This is a genomic window from Thermosynechococcus sp. PP555, from assembly GCF_031583225.1.
In the GTDB taxonomy this organism is placed as follows: domain Bacteria; phylum Cyanobacteriota; class Cyanobacteriia; order Thermosynechococcales; family Thermosynechococcaceae; genus Thermosynechococcus.
This window is the reverse complement of the sequence record NZ_CP134168.1, coordinates 1925190-1941962: the sequence shown is the minus strand read 5'-3', so window position 1 is coordinate 1941962 and position 16773 is coordinate 1925190. Positions and strand designations below refer to the sequence as shown.

Sequence of the window (16773 nt, the reverse complement as noted above, 5' to 3'; positions counted from 1 at the left end):
ATCGGCCATCAATTGATGTTGTGGAGCACATTCTGCTGCTAGAGGATGAAACGGAACTCGCCGACCCCTTGGGTCACATCCTGCGCCAAGAGGGCTACCACGTTGACGTGGCCTACGATGGTGAAACGGCTCAAACCTACTGGCAAACGCAGCGCCCCTACCACCTCTTAATTTTGGATTGGATGGTGCCACCGCCTACGGGGCTAGAACTTTGTCAACGATTGCGCCAAGCCGGTGATGAGACTCCCGTTCTCTTTCTCACTGCTCGAGATACGGTGGATGACAGGGTGCGGGGTCTGGATGCCGGTGCTGATGATTACTTGGTTAAACCCTTTGAACTGCGGGAATTGCTGGCACGGGTACGAGCACTGCTGCGACGGCGCCACACGATGGGGTGTACGGCACCGATTCTTTGCTGGCAGGATCTGCGGCTCGATGTCGAAGGTCGCTTGCTCTACCGAGGAACACAGTGTATCTCCCTCTCTGAGAAGGAAACAGCGCTCCTAGCTCTTTTCCTCAAGCACCCGACGGAACTTCTCAGCCATGAATTGATTGCTAGTCAACTGTGGCCGGATCAGACCTGTGTCAATCGCAACCTATTGGCCGCCCAGATTCGACTGCTACGGCGCAAAATTGAGCATGCCGACGAACCCTCCCTAATTCAAACGGTCTATGGTCAAGGCTATCGGCTACGCCCCGTTGCGGCACCGGCAAGCTAAGACCACTGTTGCCGTATCTTGGAGAGGAACGTGCCAGATACAATAGATAAGCTGTTCTTTTGGGAAAACTGTTGTGGACGATCGCTACGACCCCCAAGTGATTGAGGCCAAGTGGCAACGGGAATGGGCTGCCCGCCAGATCGATCGCACCAACACCGATCCGCAAAAGCCGAAATTCTATGCCCTCTCGATGTTTCCCTACCCCTCCGGGAATCTGCATATGGGGCACGTCCGCAACTATACGATTACCGATGTCATTGCCCGCTGTCGGCGGATGCAGGGCTATCGCGTTCTCCACCCGATGGGCTGGGATGCCTTTGGCCTGCCGGCAGAAAATGCCGCCATTGAACGGGGGATTCATCCTCGCGTCTGGACACAGCAAAACATTGCCCAAATGCGCCAAGAACTGCAACGCCTTGGCCTGTCCTACGATTGGGAGCGGGAAGTGGCCACCTGTCACCCCGACTACTACCGCTGGACGCAATGGCTCTTCTTGGAATTCTTTGAGGCGGGTTTGGCCTACCAGAAGGAAGCAGCGGTGAACTGGGATCCCGTGGATCAAACAGTTTTGGCCAATGAGCAGGTGGATAGCGAAGGGCGATCGTGGCGATCGGGCGCCTTAGTGGAACGGCGACTGCTTAAGCAATGGTTCCTGAAAATTACCGCCTATGCCGAGGAACTGTTGAATGACTTGGAACAACTGACGGGCTGGCCAGAGCGGGTGAAATTGATGCAGGCCAACTGGATCGGCAAGTCCACGGGTGCCTATCTGGAATTCCCAATTGTTGGCAGTCATGAGAAAATTGCCGTTTTTACCACCCGTCCCGATACCGTCTATGGGGTGACCTACGTGGTGCTGGCGCCCGAACATCCCCTGACACCGAAAGTCACCACTAGCCGCCGCCGCAAAACCGTCGAAGCCTTTATTGCTAGTGTCCAACAGGAAAGTGAAATGGAACGCACAGCGGGCGATCGCCCCAAACGCGGTGTGGCCACCGGTGGCAAAGCCGTCAATCCTTTTACTGGGGAGGAAATTCCTATCTGGATTGCCGATTATGTCCTCTACGAATATGGGACTGGAGCCGTGATGGGCGTACCTGCCCACGATGAGCGCGATTTTCAGTTTGCCAAAGCCCACAAGCTCCCCATTCGCCAAGTGATTATTCCCCCAGACGGCAAAGCCAGTGCCCGCCTCAAGGCCGCCTATACGGAGCCGGGGAGATTGATCAACAGTGGTCCATTTGATGGCATGGACTCCACCGCCGCCAAAGCAGCGATTACCGAGTATGCTGCTACCCAAGGTTGGGGACGCGAACAAGTGCAGTATCGGCTGCGGGATTGGCTCATTTCTCGCCAACGCTACTGGGGTGTGCCCATTCCGATCATTCACTGTCCGCAGTGTGGGGCGGTGCCGGTGCCGCGGTCAGAGTTACCTGTGCTGCTGCCAGAAGAGGTGGAGTTTAGCGGTCGTGGCCCTTCTCCCTTGGCCAAACTTGCGGCGTGGCGCGATGTTCCCTGCCCGAAATGTGGTACCCCTGCCCAGCGGGAAACGGACACAATGGATACCTTTATTGACTCCTCTTGGTACTACTTCCGCTACGCCGATGCGCGCAACAGTGAAGCCCCCTTTGACCCAGCGGCCATCAAGGACTGGTTACCCGTGGATCAGTATGTAGGGGGGATTGAGCACGCCATTCTCCATTTGCTCTACTCGCGCTTTTTCACCAAAGTTTTGCGCGATCGCCAGCTTGTCCATGTCAGTGAACCCTTCCAACGCCTACTCACCCAAGGCATGGTTCAAGGGCGCACCTACAAAAATCCGCGCACGGGCAAGTACATCATTCCTAGCCGCATCGCCGATCTCAGCCAACCCACCGACCCGGACACAGGGGAGCCCCTAGAGGTGGTCTATGAAAAAATGTCCAAATCTAAGTACAACGGCGTTGCCCCCGGCGATGTGATTCAGAAGTACGGGGCGGATACTGCCCGCATGTTCATCCTTTTCAAGGCGCCCCCCGAAAAAGACCTCGAGTGGGACGATGCCGATGTCGAAGGCCAATTTCGCTTTCTCAACCGCGTTTGGCGCCTCGTGCAAACCTTCAAAGCCAATGGCGGTCAGCTTGGCCAACCCTTACCTACTACCCTGACTAAAGCGGAAAAAGACCTGCGCCGTGCCATTCACACTGCCATCAAAGAAATTAGCGACGATCTGGAAGGCGACTATCAACTCAATACCGCTGTTGCCGAACTAATGAAACTCAGTAATGCCCTTGGCAGTGCCGACTGCCACACTTCGGGGGTCTATAGCGAAGGCATCCAAACCCTACTCACCCTACTCGCCCCCTTTGCCCCCCACATCAGCGAAGAACTCTGGCACCAACTGGGCGGCACCGACTCCATCCACCGCCAGCCTTGGCCAAAAGCAGACCCCACTGCCCTCGTTGCCGATGAAATCACCCTTGTCATTCAGGTCATGGGCAAAACCCGTGGCGCGATTCAAGTGCCTGCCACAGCTAGTCAAGTGGAACTGGAGGAAGCCGCCAAGCAGTCGGAGATTGGCCAACGCTACCTAGCGGGCAAAACGATCAAAAAAGTGATTGTCGTTCCCGGCAAGTTAGTGAACTTTGTCTTAGCCCCCTAGACCCTCACTGGTTGCCGCAGTCCACTTAACTGTATTGACCTCCTATGACCCACTCCGAAGGCTTAACTCTCTAGTTTACTGGTCTCTCTGGGGCTGGTAAAACAAGGCTGGCTCACTATGTCCACAAGCAGCTTCAGGCGGCTGGCCATGCTGTTGAACTTCTCGATGGCGATATTGTCCGCCAGCATTTGACAAAGGGGCTGGGGTTTTCTAAAGAGGATCGGGATGAAAATATCCGCCGCATTGGCTTTGTGGCTCAACTGCTGACTCGCCACGGGGTGATCGTGATTGTCTCGGCAATTTCGCCCTATCGCGAGATTCGGGATGAGGTGCGGCATAAAATTGGCCGCTTTGTTGAGGTTTATGTGAATGCCCCCTTGGCAGTGTGTGAGCAGCGGGATGTAAAGGGACTCTATAAACGGGCGCGGGCAGGGGAGATTCGCAATTTTACGGGGATTGATGACCCCTATGAGCTACCCTTGAATCCAGAGGTGGAATGCCGCACGGATTTGGAGACGATTGAGGAGAGTGCGGCTAAGGTGTTGCAAAAGCTGGCGAAGTTTGGTGTGGTGTGCCCAATCGTTGAGTCCTAGAGGGTCATTGCCCCGCAAAAGTATCTAGGATAGAGATTGTAACCGTTCGAGCAGCGAGTATGGGTGAGGCAAAACGGCGCAAGGAAACCCTTGGTGAGGCCTACGGTCAAGAAAAGGGGGGCTGGCTCAAGAAGGAGCAACTGCTGCTGATTCAGAAGTGGGTGACGCGGGGCACGTGGGTCGGCATTGGCCTACTGGTAGTCATTTGGCTCACAGTTCGCTTTATTGGCCCCAGTTTGGGATGGTGGCAATTGACAGCAAATTAGAACGGGTATGCTAGATTTGTTGGCAGCATTGGCATGGTACTGGGGACAGCCGCGCATTGAGGCATTAAAGGCAGTCATCTTTCCCTCTGAGGTGGCACTGTATCAGTATCGCGATCGCTACCTGCAAACATTGGCACAGGAGGGTTTTTCTCCCAATCAACAGGGCATCTGGGTTCAAAGTGCTCAGCAGTTACTCGTGAACCACCAAGGCGATCGCCCCCTTGCGGCTGCATCGGTCACTAAAATTGCCACGAGCCTTGCTGTGCTGGATAAATACCCCTTTGACTATCAGTTTCTGACTCGCATCGGCACCACAGGCACGCTGCAAAATGGTGTTCTCAGGGGGGACTTGGTCTTGATTGGCGGCAATGATCCCCTCTTTGTCTGGGAGGAGGCGATCGCCATCGGTAATGCCCTCAATCGCTTGGGCATTCGTCAAGTGCAGGGGAATTTAGTCATCGTTCCCCCTTTTGTAATGAACTTTTACCCTGAACCCCAGACCGCCGCAGCGCTATTCAAACTCGCCCTAGATCACCGCCGCTGGACGCCTGAAATTCAAACGGCCTATGAACAGCACCTGAAGGGACAACCCCGCCCCCAAGTAAGTATGACGGGTGAAACACGCTTCCAAAGCACGATCCCTGCGAGTGTTACCCTGCGCCTCGAGCATCGCTCACTCCCCTTGGGGGAAATTGTGCGGCAAATGAATATCTACAGTAATAATGAGATTGCGGAAACCCTAGCAGAAATGGCAGGGGGTGCTGCAACCGTAGCTCAAGTGGCCGCCCGTAAAGCCAATGTACCCCCCAGTGAAATTCAACTGATCAACGGCTCAGGTCTGGGGGAGGAGAATCGCATTTCTCCCCGGGCGGCGTGTGGGATGCTTTTGGCGCTTCAGGAGATGCTCGCTCAGAAAAACCACAGTTTGGCGGATGTGCTACCCATGGCGGGGCGCGATCGCGGCACCGTTGAGTATCGTCAGTTACCCACTGCCACACTGGTGAAAACCGGTTCTCTTTGGAATGTGAGTGCGTTGGTTGGCGTCTTACCCACAGCAAAATACGGCACCGTCTGCTTTGCGCTTCTCAATGGCGGAGACAACCTAGAAGGGTTTCGGCGGGCACAGGATCGCTATGTGCAGCACCTGAGTCAAACGCTACAAGCGACCCAAAGACTGGGTGCTGAATTTCACCGCCAAGCCCCTGCTCCGCGGTTTGGCGACCCCCAACGCATTCAGCTCCTGAAGGCGCAATAAACGATGACAGCACAACAACTGGGAATTGTTGTCCAAGGCTCTCTCAGTCAGGGCTTAGAGGTACGACTGTGTGGCAACGTCTCTGTAGAAGAACTGCGGGTCGGCCAATTTTTAGTGATCCAAGGCCAGCGATCGCGCTTCTTTTGTCTGCTGACGGATGTCGTGCTTGGTACGGCCAATCCCCGCATTCTGCTCAATCCCCCCGCCCTTGAGGATACCTTTTTGCAGGAGGTACTGGCGGGTACGGGCACGTTTGCGACGCTAAGTGTGGCACCGATGTTGATGATCCTCAACGATGAGCAGGATTTACTGCCCGTAAAAACGATCCCTGCCCATTTCAGTCCTGTCTATGAGGCCAGTGAACGGGAGTTTCGCGCCGTGTTTGGCTGGGAAGACGATCCGCAGCGGCGCAACTTTGCCATTGGCACTCCCTTAGATATGGCAGTCCCCATCTGTTTGGACTTGGATCGCTTTGTCGAGCGCAGCAACGGCATCTTTGGCAAGTCGGGGACGGGCAAATCCTTCCTAACGCGGCTGTTGCTGTCGGGGATTATCCGCAAACAGGCGGCAGTGAACTTGATTTTTGATATGCACTCGGAGTATGGCTGGGAAGCCACCCGTGAAGGCAAGTCAGTCAGCACCGTTAAGGGATTGCGGCAACTGTTTCCACAGCAGGTGAAGATCTATACCCTTGATCCCGAATCCACGCAACGGCGGGGGGTGCGCGATGCCCAAGAACTCTACATTGGCTTTGATCAAATTGAGGTGGAGGATCTGGCGCTGGTGCAGGGGGAACTTAACCTTTCAGAAGCCAGCCTCGAAAATGCCATTATTCTGCGCAATGAGTTTGGCAAGGGTTGGATTAGTCGCCTTTTGGTGATGACAAATCAGGAGATTCAGGAGTTTTGCGAAACGAAGATGGGCAGCAAAGCCTCGATCATGGCGCTGCAACGCAAACTGACACGGCTAGAGCAACTGAAGTACCTGCGCAACACCTGTACCAAGAACTACATTGGTCAGATTTTGGACACTCTTGCGGCGGGTCAACATGTGGTGATTGAGTTTGGCTCCCAAGCCAATATGCTCTCCTATATGCTGGCGACGAATATTATTGCCCGCCGCATCCACCAAGCCTATGTGCAGCAGTCGGAGATTTTTTTGCAAACCAAGAATCCCAGCGATCGCCCGCGTCAACTGGTGATCACGATTGAGGAGGCTCACCGCTTCTTGAATGCAGCGACGGTGAAGCAAACGATTTTTGGGACGATCGCCCGCGAAATGCGCAAGTACTTTGTCACGCTCCTCGTTGTTGATCAACGGCCTTCGGGCATTGATAGCGAGATCATGTCGCAAATTGGCACCCGCATCACCGCACTCCTTAACGATGAAAAGGACATTGAGGCCATTTTCACTGGGGTGGCGGGTTCGCAGCAGTTGCGATCGGTGTTGGCCAAGCTGGATTCTAAACAACAGGCGCTTGTGCTGGGTCATGCGGTGCCGATGCCTGTGGTGATCCAAACCCGCAGCTATGACGAAACCTTCTATGCCGAGATCGGCGATCGCGATTGGGAGGAACTCCCTACACCCATGTTATTGGAGGCGGCTCAAGCGGCGAAGTCAGATCTGGGGATCTAGCCTAGAGCTTTAGAATTGATCCTGAATCAACTCTCAGTGAGGAAAACGCTGTGGCGCACACCATTGTCACGAATACCTGCGAAGGGGTTGCCGATTGCGTTGAGGCGTGTCCGGTGGCCTGTATTCATCCGGGACCGGGGAAAAATGCCAAGGGCACCGATTGGTTCTGGATTGATTTTGCCACCTGTATTGACTGTGGCATTTGTTTGCAAGTGTGTCCCGTGGAGGGGGCAATTGTGCCTGAAGAACGCCCTGATCTGCAAGCAACGCCGGCATGATGACTGAGCAATGGCTCGATCGCGTGCGGCTTTTGGGGAGCGATCGCTGGCAACAAGTACAACTCACAAATGGTAAAGTGACGGCGATCGGCACTGACCTGATTCCCCCCGATGGCTCTGAGGTGCTGGACTTCGGCGGCGATTATCTCTCCCTTGGGGGCGTCGATCTGCAAATTAACGGTGCCTTGGGCATTCCCTTTCCTTGGTTAAAGACCACCGAACCACTGCCAAAAATTGGCCGCTATCTTTGGCAAGAGGGGATTGATGCCTACGCCCCGACGATTGTGACTGCTCCCCTAGCGGAAATTCACACTGCCTTGAGGGTGATCCACGAATACGTGCCCAATGCGCAAGAGCCTGAAGCCAAAATTTTAGGTGTGCATTTGGAGGGGCCTTTCCTCAATCCCCAGAAGCGCGGTGCTCATCCTCAGTCCCATCTTCAGCCCTTGAGCCTAGAAAGGGTGCAAACAGTTTTAGGGGAGTTCAGTGACACCGTTCAGATTCTCACCCTTGCTCCAGAGTTAGATACCAATGGTGAAGCGCTGCCCTATGTGCGGCAGTTGGGAATTACCGTGAGTTTAGGTCACTCTTTGGCCACCGTGGAGGAAGCGCAGGCGGCTTTTGATGCCGGTGCCACAATGATCACCCATGCCTTTAATGCCATGCCCCCTCTACATCATCGCGAGCCGGGACTGTTAGCAGCAGCCTTGACAGATCAGCGGGTCTGGTGCGGTGTGATTGGCGATGGGGTGCATGTTCATCCACAAATGCTGAAGGTGTTGTGGCAGTGCGCAGGCGATCGCCTGTTTTTGGTCAGTGATGCCTTGGCACCCCTTGGCTTGGGGGATGGCATCTACCCGTGGGATCAACGGCACATTGCAGTGAAAAATGGCACTGCTCGCCTTGAGGATGGGACTCTCTGTGGCACAACGGTTCCCCTCTTGGCAATGGTGGGGCGCTTGGTGGATTGGGGCGTGTGTGATTTTGAGGCGGCTCTTGGCTTGGCAACGCTGAACCCCCGCCGTGCCATTGGTTTGACGACGGCGTTACTCGGGCAACCGGTGAGTCATCTCCTGCGCTGGCGATCGCCCCACCACTATGAACGACTGGCCAGCGAGCTACATCCCCCCTTGCTCAGCCATGATTGAGAGCACCATGAGTACCGCATAAAGGGCACCACCGAGCAATCCCGCAATCACCGAAATCCAAGTAAATAGCTTGGCCTTGTTTGAGGCCTCCAACGCCCCGGCGCGATCGCCTACTGCTAACCTTGAATTGACTTGGGCAGCAAAAATAATAGCGACAATACCGAAAGGCAAACAGCAGCAAATCGTGGACAGAATCGCTGGAACCATGTAGTTAGGAATGTTTTCATTTGAAGGGTTCATTGTTAAATTTCCTTAAAAATCAGGTTTGAATAGGGTTTAAAAAATTGACAGCAATTGATTAGCGATCTTTGAATAAGCACAGGCTAGCCTATTTTTTCTCTAAAGGCAATCATCTCCCTTCCACTTTTGTCAAGAGTTGCCCTCAGTCACCGCAAACGTCGGTAGGGTATGGCAAACTAAAGAGGAATTCACTTAGCTTGCAACACGGAAATTGATCGTGCCTAAAATGCTTGCCCGTTTAACCCTGAGTCTGGGTCTTGTTCTCCTGAGTGGCAGTCTGGCAACGGCACAAGTGGTGTTACCGCGCACCCTTGAACTCAATGCCAAGGAGATGGAGCAAAATGGTTTTATTGTGGCGCAAGAAGCCCTGCAACTGGCACAGTTCCAGCAATTTCAAGAGGCGTTGGTGCGGGCAAAACTGGCAGTGCAGTTGGCACCTCAAGCCCACGAAATTTGGGCATTGCTGGGGGGACTCTACCTCACGGTCAATCAACCCAAGGATGCAGTGCCAGCCCTAGAGCAGTCTTTGAAACTCAATGATAAAAATCCGGGGGCTTATTTCAACTTAGGCTCTGCCCATTTTCGCCTCGGACATTATGGAGCCTCAGTGCGGGCGATCGAGCAGGGATTGGCACTGAAACCCGATGCCAAAGAGGAATGGTTCAACCTTGGCAACGCCTATCTAAAACTGGGACAAAAGGATCGGGCGATCGAGCAATACCGCCGCTCATTGCGCTTGGATCGTCAGTTTTGGCCAGCCTATACCAACATTGGCCTCGTGCTCTATGAACAAGGCAATATCCGCCAAGCGGCAAAAAACTGGGAACAGGCGGCAAACATTGACCCCAAAGCCAGTGAGCCGAAACTTGCTTTGGCCACAGCCCTGCTGCAACTGGGGAATGAAGCAAGAGCACTACAACTGGCAGCGGAAGCCCTGCGTCTCGATAGCCGCTACGGCACGGTGGAATTCCAGCGGGAAAACCTCTGGGGCGATCGCCTAGTGGCCGATACGCAAACCCTATTGGCCAAGCCCCCTCTGCGGGCACTGATGAGCCAACTCCAACCTGAGCAATCTGCCCTTCCTCAGCCCTAGAATGATTGAGATTCGTGCGGCAGAGATCACTGACCTTGCCAGCATTGCCCAATTAGTGGCCTTGAGTTTTCACCCCGGTGGTGGTTGGCAAGCCCTTTGGCGCAGCTTTGTCCAGTTGGGGATGGAGCAGGATTTGCGCGATCGCTGGCAGCGCGAGCGTCCCCACTACCAGTGTTGGCTAGCCGTCATATCCATGGGAACGTCTGCTCTATGTGTGGGGAGTGTGGAAGTGCAGCTCCGTGAGATCAAGGGTGAACCCAAACCTTACCTGTCCAATTTGGCAGTGCATCCGGACTACCGGCGGCGTGGCATTGGCCGTCGCTTGTTGCACACTGTTGAGGGCAGCCTTTGCTCTACCTATTGCGATCTCTATCTGCACGTCCTTGCTCACAATCAAGCAGCACAGCAGTTATATGCCCGCTGTGGCTTTGCAGTGGTTGAGGAAGGCTTCACCTTTTGGGGAGAGCGGAAATTGCTCCTACGGAAGTCCCTTGCGGGCGATCGCCCCTATTCTCCGTCACCCATGTCATCGTGGGTATGAGTCACCGTATTGGCGGAGACAACTGCCCCTTGGTCTAGCTTTTGCCGCACCTGCTGTTCGACCTCTTGGGCAAAGCTGGGGTTCTCCTCCATGTATTTAATTGTGTTGTCGCGCCCTTGGGCCAAATTTTCACCGTTGTAGGAGTACCAAGCCCCTTTGCGGCTAATCACACCCGTTTCCTCGGCCATATCAAGAATACAGCCAAGATTGGAAATGCCCTTACCAAAAATAATGTCAAACTCGGCAATGCGAAAGGGCGGTGCCACCTTGTTTTTGGCCACCTTAACTTTGGCGCGAATCCCAAATTCCTCCGTTCCCTTCTTCAGGGTTTGCACCCGCCGAATATCTAGGCGCACCGAGGCATAGAACTTGAGGGCGGTTCCGCCGGTTGTCGTTTCTGGGTTACCGTAGGTGACACCAATTTTTTGCCGCAATTGGTTCAGGAAAATCACGGTGCAGCCTGTTTTACCAATATTACCGGTAATTTTGCGCAGGGCTTGGCTCATCAGGCGGGCTTGCAATCCCACATGGCTATCCCCCATATCCCCCTCAATTTCGGCGCGGGGCACCAAGGCGGCAACGGAGTCCACCACCACAATATCCACGGCTGTCGAGCGCACCAGTTGATCAACAATTTCTAGACCCGCTTCGCCAGTGTCTGGCTGAGCCACCAGTAGGTTTTCAATGTCCACGCCGAGGGCAGCCGCATAGGTGGGATCAAGGGCATGTTCAGCATCGACAAAGGCAGCCACGCCACCGGCTTTTTGGACTTCAGCTACGGCATGGAGCGCCAAGGTAGTTTTCCCCGAACTTTCAGGGCCATAAATTTCAATGATCCGCCCCTTCGGCAGTCCACCCCCCAAAGCAAGGTCAAGGGTGAGTGCCCCGCTAGAGATGGTTTCCACTTTCATGCGGGTGGCATCCCCAAGGCGCATGATGCTGCCCTTACCAAAGTTGCGTTCGATTTGGGAGACGGCAAGCTCAAGGGCTTTGCGCTTTTCGGGGGAAAGGGTGGTGTCACTCATAGCAAGCTGAAGAAGTTGGCACTTTTCTAGGTTAGCGGATTGGCGAAATTGATGGCTTAAGCTGCGAGGGTGAGTTAGATCAGCTTGCGACGCACAACGATGGCATTATCACCCACCACCGGATCACGGACAAGCAGGTGACCTTCGGTATCCACCACAATCACGGTCTGATACCCCAAGTCATGGGCAGTTTGCCAAAGGTTCTGGGCTAGTTGATCCTGCTTTGTAGGACTGAGATCATACCAACTGTTGGCCAGCATCAATTCCAAGCGCTGTTCGCTGGGGGTGAGGGTGAGGGTGGGATCAAGAGCGTTGCTGTAGCGATCGCAAAGGGCCAGCAATTGTTGGCGGACGGTGAGGCTGTCACTGACGAAAGTGGAAGGAGCGATCGCCCCTGGTGACGGAGTGGGTGTCGGTGTCGGCTGGGGTATTGGGGCGGGTGTTGCCGCCACTGGTGTGGGTGCCGGGCGGGGTTGCACAAGGACACTGGGTTGGGGACGCTGGGTTGCTTTCACCGTTGGCCGAGGGGGAGATTGAAACCAACTCAGGGGATTCAACCAGAGCAAAATGAGAAGTAGGGCGATCGCGATCCCAGTTAGAGTAGCGCGGTTATACCGCTCCTGGAGATGGTTCGGCAGCCGTTGCTGCACCCAGCCCATTCCCTGCCACCATAGGGCTGCCCCTCGACTGACCCATGAACGTTCCGGAGTCAACTGCTCTGGGGCGATCGCCCGTTGTGTGGCCACCCCCTTGAGTTGCTCTGTGGCCTTGCTAAGCAGTTCACTGATTCCCTGAAGTGTGGCGATCGCTTCCCGTAACAGCAGGGGGAAAAGTTTTTGCCAAAGGGTGGGCTTGGGGGTCATTTGGGAGCGCCAATCGATCGTATGAGCTATTTTTGATCCTACGGCATCAGATCGCCGCAAATCGCTGCTGCAAAACCGCCGCTGACTGCTACCATGATCCCAAGACAAACCGAGATAACAACGTGAAGGGCATTCAGCAATTTAATATTGAAGGATTCCAGCGGCAAATTCGCAGTGCCCCCGTGCCTGTGATCGTGCATTTTTGGGCTCCTTGGTGTGGCCTCTGCCGCCTTATTGATCCCCTGCTGGATCAACTGGAGCAGTCGCTGCCGCACCGGTTGCAAATTCTTCGGATCAATGCCGATGAAAACTTTGCCCTCAGTCGTCACTTTCAACTGACGAGTCTGCCAACCCTTCTTTTCTTTGAGCGCGGCGAATTGGTGCAGCGGTTTGATCCTGCTCTTGTCAAGGGGGACTTTCGTCAAGCCTTGCAGCAACTGCTTGCCCACTCCTTTCCTAGCCTCTTGCCTGCTGAGTCCCACCGCTCCTAAGACCCGAAGTTGCGATGACTAAGCTGCGTCGCCTCAGTCAGTTTTTAGAGGAACGCTGGGTGACCCCCGCCTATGCGGGACTGCTGCTATTGGGCATGAATCTCTTTCTTTTTGCGGCAGCCATTAATTCGATGGCGGGTTGGCTGTACGTGATTACGGGGATCATTTTTGGTCTGCTCTTGGTGGCGGCGATTCTACCGCCGCGCTATTTGCGGGGATTGGTGCTGGAGCGAGCCAAGGTGGATCCAGTTCATGCGGGCGATCGCCTACGCCTGACCGTCTTTCTGACCAATGCCACCCAAACGCCTCGCCACAATTTGCAAGTGATTGACCCCGTTCCCCGTGGCCTCTGGTCAGCCACCCAGCGCGAATGTCCCCAACAGGCGATCGAGCGGCTGCCACCACAGGAAACAATCACTTGGCAGTACGATCTCATCCCACCGCGACGGGGGATTTATGAGTGGCAACAGCTTCGGCTGCGCACCGCTGCCCCCTTGGGCCTCTTTTGGTGTCAGCGCACATTTCCCGTGCCGCAGCAGGTGGTGGTTTATCCGCAGGTTTTGCAACTGCAACAGTGTCCTTTACTCAATCAACTGGGGCAAGAGATTTCCCAAGAGTGGCGCGATCGCCAGCATCATCTTCACGTTGCCCAAGAGGGCATCACCCGTGCCTTACGTCCCTACCGCTGGGGTGATCCTTTGCGTCTAGTGCATTGGCGCACCAGTGCCCGCTATGGCGAACTGCGAGTGCGCGAGTTTGACACCTTTAGCGGTGGTAATGCCGTGACCGTTGCCCTTGATACCCGTCCCCACTGGAGCGGCGAAGACTTTGAGCAGGCGGTGATTGCGGCGGCTAGCCTCTACCTTTACAGTTTGCAACAGCAAATTCCTGTCCAGTTTTGGAGTCCCGCCACGGGGATGCTCCACGGTCAGCCAACGGTACTGCGGGCCCTAGCAGCGATCGCCCCCGGCGACACCGATGCTGAGTATCCCATCGATTCCCTTGTCTGGCTCACCAGTCAATGGCCTAGCCCTGAACCTTTGCCCCCCGGCAGTATCACTGTGCTCTGGGGAGAGCCACCCTCACGGCGGCAAGGGGCAATTCTGTGGATTGATCGCGATCGCCCCCTCGGCAGCCAATTACAAACCCCTATCAGCTACCCCCTGTCTTAGGGCAGCGGGCGCCACTCACCACTGCTAACAAAGGCCGCCCAAAAATAGGGAATTTGCTTACTGGAGTCAGTCATTAACTGCAACTGCGCTTGCCGTAGGGCTTCACTGCGTCCCTTGCCAGCCGCTAGATTTTGATAAAAGGCAACCATCAGTTGTTGGGTCGTGGTGTCATCCACCTTCCAGAGGGAACTCACTTGGGTACGTGCCCCCGCCAAGGTAAAGGCTCGCCGCAAGCCATAGACACCATCGCCATTGAGAATATCGCCACGCCCCGTATCACAGGCGGACATCACCACTAACTCGGTACCATCAAGGTTAATGCCGGTGACTTCAAAAGCCGTTAACACGCCATCATCCACCCCACTCTGCCGTTGATTGAAACCCGCCAAGGCCAAGCCGGAGCGCAACAGTGGATTTTCCCCCCTAAAGGGAGTATTGGCATTGAGACCACGAGTGTTTTGCAGCACTTGGGGAGAGACGGGCGGACTCTCTAGGAAAAATCCATGGGTGGCGAGGTGAAGTACCCGTGGCCGCTGCGTTTGTTTGATGGTAGTTTCGGTGGCACTGCTACCCGTGAGGATCTGCGCTTGGGGCAAGAGCGTGCTTACGGTTTTCACCTCCGTGGCGGTTCCGGGTAACTCCGTAAATGTCAGGCTGCGCAAATCCAGCGATCGCGGGTTCACTCCCCGCTGACTACCGGCCACAGCACGACCACTCCCTTGACTAAACGTGGGATTACCCACTACCAAGGGGGGATTTGCCGGTTTGCCCCGCTGTTGCAGCCGCAGCAAGTCGCGTCCTGAGGTGAGCAGTGTGATCGTATAGGACTGCACCAGATAGCGATCCTGCCGATCCACCAAGGCCTCAAAGGAGAGAGTATTGAGCTGACCGTCGGGAGCCACCAGCAGATGGGTACTGCCCGCTAGGAAGGGTTCCAGAGGAGCCAAGAGGCGCTCATAGGCCGCCTTCAAAGAGGGCTTCGTTACCGTAGCGGGCAATCTTGGATCCGCCATCCGCTGGCGTGCTGCCTTAATGACCGTATCGAGATCAGCGACGGTACCCAAGTCTCGCCATTGGGGAGCACCCCTATTTTTCAGGGCATAGAGGGCGTAGCGGGGGGCTTCCCAGCGGTTGGCTTTCGGGTTGTAGGGCACATACTGGATAAACTCCAATAGCACAGCATTGGCGGGAATCGCTTGCTGCACCGCACTGAGGGTGACGGGGGTAACGTCTAAACGGAAGTTGGCATTTTGACTCACCAGTTGCGCTTCCAGTTGGTTAGCACGCTGTTCGAGTTGGCTAATTTGGCTGGCCGGCGGTGGGCGATCGCGCACAAAGGTGAGGCTAGCAATCTGTGTTCGCACACGAATTAATTCATCCAGTTGCTGCTGCCCCGAGGCATCCAATTGATGGCGTAGGCGACTGGCCGTTGCCGCTAAAACATCCAACAACCGACCTTTACGGCGCAACATGGTGGTCAAGGCTAGGTTGGCCACTGCTGGATTCTGGGGATTCCCCTGCAAATGGAAGGAAATCGCGGTGTTGGTGGAGTCTTGAAACGTGGCCAGATAGTTGCGCTTGTATTCCTCGGAGCCAACCACGAGGTTGCGGCTAAGGTTGACCTCTTCAATCTCAAGGGCGCGGTTGAGAGCCGTTAAGGCCTCGTTGATCATTCCCTGTGCCCAGTAGGCTTTGGCTAAATTGGCAAGACTCAGCGCCAAGTAGGGATGTTCGCCACCAAGGGTACGCTGCCGCAGGGCAATACTGCGTTGATAGAGGGGAAGCGCTGCCCCGTAATTGCCTTGGACTCGATAGAGTTCAGCCAAGTTGTTGAGGCTAGTGGCCACATCGGGGTGATCTGTCCCCAGCACTTTTTCGCGGATGGCCAAACTGCGTTGGTAAAGGGGTAGTGCCGCGCCATAATTGCTCTGAGCACGATAGAGTTCGGCAAGGTTATTCAACACCGTTGCCACCAAGGGATGTTCTGCCCCTAAGGCGGGTTCGAGGAGACCCAGACTGCGCTGGTAGAGGGGCAAGGCTGTGGTTAGGCTGCCCTGCAAATGGTACATCACTGCCAAGTTGTGCACACTCAAGCCCACATCGGGATGGGTCTTGCCAAGGGCTTGTTCACGGATGGCAAGGGCGCGTTGATAGAGGGGCAGGGCCTCACCGTAGTTGCCTTGATCGGTGTAGAGGTTGGCGAGGTTATTGAGGCTGGTGGCAACATCGGAATGATTGGCGCCAAGGGCTTGTTCACGGATGGCTAAGCTGCGCTGATAGAGGGGAATCGCCTCACTAAAGTTGCCCAGTTCCTTGTAGGTGACAGCAAGGTTATTCAAAGTTGCAGCCACAGTGGGGTGATGGGCACCTAAAACCCGCTCAGCGATCGCCACCAATTCCCGCGAGGGTGCCACTGCTGCGCCATAATTTCCCTGTTTTTGCAACTGCTCAATCTGATTTGTGAGGGCAATGACATGATTACTATCGCCGCCAAAAGAGGTTTTGCGAATCACGTCTAGTTCACTGACGGCGGCACTATAGCGCTGTTGTAGGGCATCCAACCGCTGCATAATATCGCGCAACTGTTGGGCTTCATTTTGTGCGAGTCCCCGCTGGTAAAATCCTGTGGTTGTGGCGATCGCCAACAGAAGCGCAAAACCACACCGATGACCCGACATCTGTCTCATAAAGCACCTGCCGCTGCTGTCATCTCTATCCTAGACAGCCAACTTTCAGAATGCGTTCCCAATGTAACGACAAATTACAGTTATCCCCTAACCCCTAGGCGTTGCCTATAATAGAAGTGTTACGGT

At 55.1% G+C, this 16773-nt stretch carries 16 protein-coding genes; 12 read left to right on the top strand and 4 right to left on the bottom strand.

Features of this window, described 5'->3' with window-relative positions; translation table 11 throughout:
* Positions 1 to 20 precede the first annotated feature (20 nt).
* The 8 genes from RHH27_RS09565 (at position 21) to nagA (ending at position 8535) form a co-directional block, all read left to right on the top strand.
* Positions 21 to 719, top strand: coding sequence for a response regulator transcription factor (locus RHH27_RS09565; RefSeq protein WP_206199946.1), 699 nt, complete (start codon positions 21 to 23; stop codon positions 717 to 719).
* 73 nt (positions 720 to 792) lie between these two features.
* On the top strand, positions 793 to 3360 hold the full coding sequence (gene leuS, locus RHH27_RS09560; RefSeq protein WP_302678154.1) for a leucine--tRNA ligase: 2568 nt from the start codon (positions 793 to 795) through the stop codon (positions 3358 to 3360).
* A 107-nt stretch (positions 3361 to 3467) separates the two neighbouring features.
* Positions 3468 to 3953 (top strand): adenylyl-sulfate kinase, encoded by a 486-nt coding sequence (cysC, locus tag RHH27_RS09555; RefSeq protein ID WP_302679160.1) that lies wholly within the window; start codon positions 3468 to 3470, stop codon positions 3951 to 3953.
* Positions 3954 to 4012: 59 nt separating this feature from the next.
* The gene (locus RHH27_RS09550) at positions 4013 to 4219 is read left to right on the top strand and encodes a DUF2839 domain-containing protein (protein ID WP_302678153.1); all 207 of its coding nucleotides are present in this window, start codon (positions 4013 to 4015) and stop codon (positions 4217 to 4219) included.
* 7 nt (positions 4220 to 4226) lie between these two features.
* A complete protein-coding gene (locus tag RHH27_RS09545) occupies positions 4227 to 5474 on the top strand; it encodes a D-alanyl-D-alanine carboxypeptidase (protein WP_302678152.1) in 1248 nt (415 codons plus the stop codon).
* 3 nt (positions 5475 to 5477) lie between these two features.
* Complete coding sequence (locus tag RHH27_RS09540) at positions 5478 to 7109, top strand: helicase HerA domain-containing protein (RefSeq protein WP_302678151.1); 1632 nt, start codon at positions 5478 to 5480, stop codon at positions 7107 to 7109.
* Positions 7110 to 7159: 50 nt separating this feature from the next.
* On the top strand, positions 7160 to 7387 hold the full coding sequence (locus RHH27_RS09535) for a ferredoxin family protein (protein WP_011057929.1): 228 nt from the start codon (positions 7160 to 7162) through the stop codon (positions 7385 to 7387).
* A complete protein-coding gene (gene nagA, locus RHH27_RS09530; protein ID WP_302678150.1) occupies positions 7384 to 8535 on the top strand; it encodes an N-acetylglucosamine-6-phosphate deacetylase in 1152 nt (383 codons plus the stop codon). Before RHH27_RS09535 ends, nagA begins: the two co-directional genes overlap by 4 nt.
* On the opposite strand, the gene RHH27_RS09525 is transcribed toward nagA, so the two are convergent.
* Positions 8506 to 8775, bottom strand: a complete 270-nt coding sequence (locus tag RHH27_RS09525; RefSeq protein ID WP_149818861.1) for a CD225/dispanin family protein — start codon at positions 8773 to 8775, stop codon at positions 8506 to 8508. The genes nagA and RHH27_RS09525 overlap by 30 nt on opposite strands.
* 226 nt (positions 8776 to 9001) lie before the next feature.
* Here RHH27_RS09525 and RHH27_RS09520 point away from each other — a divergent pair, with 226 nt between their 5' ends.
* Both RHH27_RS09520 and RHH27_RS09515 read left to right on the top strand, forming a co-directional pair.
* Entirely contained in the window at positions 9002 to 9868 is an 867-nt protein-coding gene (locus tag RHH27_RS09520; protein WP_302676020.1) for a tetratricopeptide repeat protein, read from the top strand.
* Between the two features lies 1 nt (position 9869).
* Complete coding sequence (locus RHH27_RS09515) at positions 9870 to 10409, top strand: N-acetyltransferase (protein WP_302678149.1); 540 nt, start codon at positions 9870 to 9872, stop codon at positions 10407 to 10409.
* Here RHH27_RS09515 and recA read toward each other — a convergent pair.
* On the bottom strand, positions 10376 to 11434 hold the full coding sequence (gene recA / locus RHH27_RS09510; RefSeq protein ID WP_302678148.1) for a recombinase RecA: 1059 nt from the start codon (positions 11432 to 11434) through the stop codon (positions 10376 to 10378). The two genes, RHH27_RS09515 and recA, sit on opposite strands and share 34 nt — an antisense overlap.
* Positions 11435 to 11508: 74 nt before the next feature.
* On the bottom strand, positions 11509 to 12297 hold the full coding sequence (locus RHH27_RS09505; protein WP_302678147.1) for a hypothetical protein: 789 nt from the start codon (positions 12295 to 12297) through the stop codon (positions 11509 to 11511).
* Between the two features lie 32 nt (positions 12298 to 12329).
* On the opposite strand from RHH27_RS09505, the gene RHH27_RS09500 reads away from it, so the two are divergent.
* Both RHH27_RS09500 and RHH27_RS09495 read left to right on the top strand, forming a co-directional pair.
* The gene (locus tag RHH27_RS09500; protein ID WP_225901551.1) at positions 12330 to 12788 is read left to right on the top strand and encodes a co-chaperone YbbN; all 459 of its coding nucleotides are present in this window, start codon (positions 12330 to 12332) and stop codon (positions 12786 to 12788) included.
* Positions 12789 to 12802: 14 nt separating this feature from the next.
* Positions 12803 to 13960 (top strand): DUF58 domain-containing protein, encoded by a 1158-nt coding sequence (locus tag RHH27_RS09495; protein WP_302678146.1) that lies wholly within the window; start codon positions 12803 to 12805, stop codon positions 13958 to 13960.
* Here RHH27_RS09495 and RHH27_RS09490 read toward each other — a convergent pair.
* The gene (locus tag RHH27_RS09490; protein WP_302678145.1) at positions 13957 to 16638 is read right to left on the bottom strand and encodes a CHAT domain-containing tetratricopeptide repeat protein; all 2682 of its coding nucleotides are present in this window, start codon (positions 16636 to 16638) and stop codon (positions 13957 to 13959) included. The two genes, RHH27_RS09495 and RHH27_RS09490, sit on opposite strands and share 4 nt — an antisense overlap.
* Positions 16639 to 16773 lie beyond the last annotated feature (135 nt).

What these genes read in the sequence shown, in the direction of transcription:
- RHH27_RS09545 (WP_302678152.1), top strand. Translation starts at nt 4,227, where the DNA reads ATGCTAGATTTGTTGGCAGCATTGGCATGGTACTGGGGACAGCCGCGC.
- RHH27_RS09515 (WP_302678149.1), top strand. Translation starts at nt 9,870, where the DNA reads ATGATTGAGATTCGTGCGGCAGAGATCACTGACCTTGCCAGCATTGCC.
- RHH27_RS09550 (WP_302678153.1), top strand. Translation starts at nt 4,013, where the DNA reads ATGGGTGAGGCAAAACGGCGCAAGGAAACCCTTGGTGAGGCCTACGGT.
- RHH27_RS09525 (WP_149818861.1), bottom strand. Translation starts at nt 8,775, where the DNA reads ATGAACCCTTCAAATGAAAACATTCCTAACTACATGGTTCCAGCGATT.
- nagA (WP_302678150.1), top strand. Translation starts at nt 7,384, where the DNA reads ATGATGACTGAGCAATGGCTCGATCGCGTGCGGCTTTTGGGGAGCGAT.
- RHH27_RS09505 (WP_302678147.1), bottom strand. Translation starts at nt 12,297, where the DNA reads ATGACCCCCAAGCCCACCCTTTGGCAAAAACTTTTCCCCCTGCTGTTA.
- recA (WP_302678148.1), bottom strand. Translation starts at nt 11,434, where the DNA reads ATGAGTGACACCACCCTTTCCCCCGAAAAGCGCAAAGCCCTTGAGCTT.
- RHH27_RS09520 (WP_302676020.1), top strand. Translation starts at nt 9,002, where the DNA reads ATGCTTGCCCGTTTAACCCTGAGTCTGGGTCTTGTTCTCCTGAGTGGC.
- RHH27_RS09495 (WP_302678146.1), top strand. Translation starts at nt 12,803, where the DNA reads ATGACTAAGCTGCGTCGCCTCAGTCAGTTTTTAGAGGAACGCTGGGTG.
- RHH27_RS09540 (WP_302678151.1), top strand. Translation starts at nt 5,478, where the DNA reads ATGACAGCACAACAACTGGGAATTGTTGTCCAAGGCTCTCTCAGTCAG.
- RHH27_RS09490 (WP_302678145.1), bottom strand. Translation starts at nt 16,638, where the DNA reads ATGTCGGGTCATCGGTGTGGTTTTGCGCTTCTGTTGGCGATCGCCACA.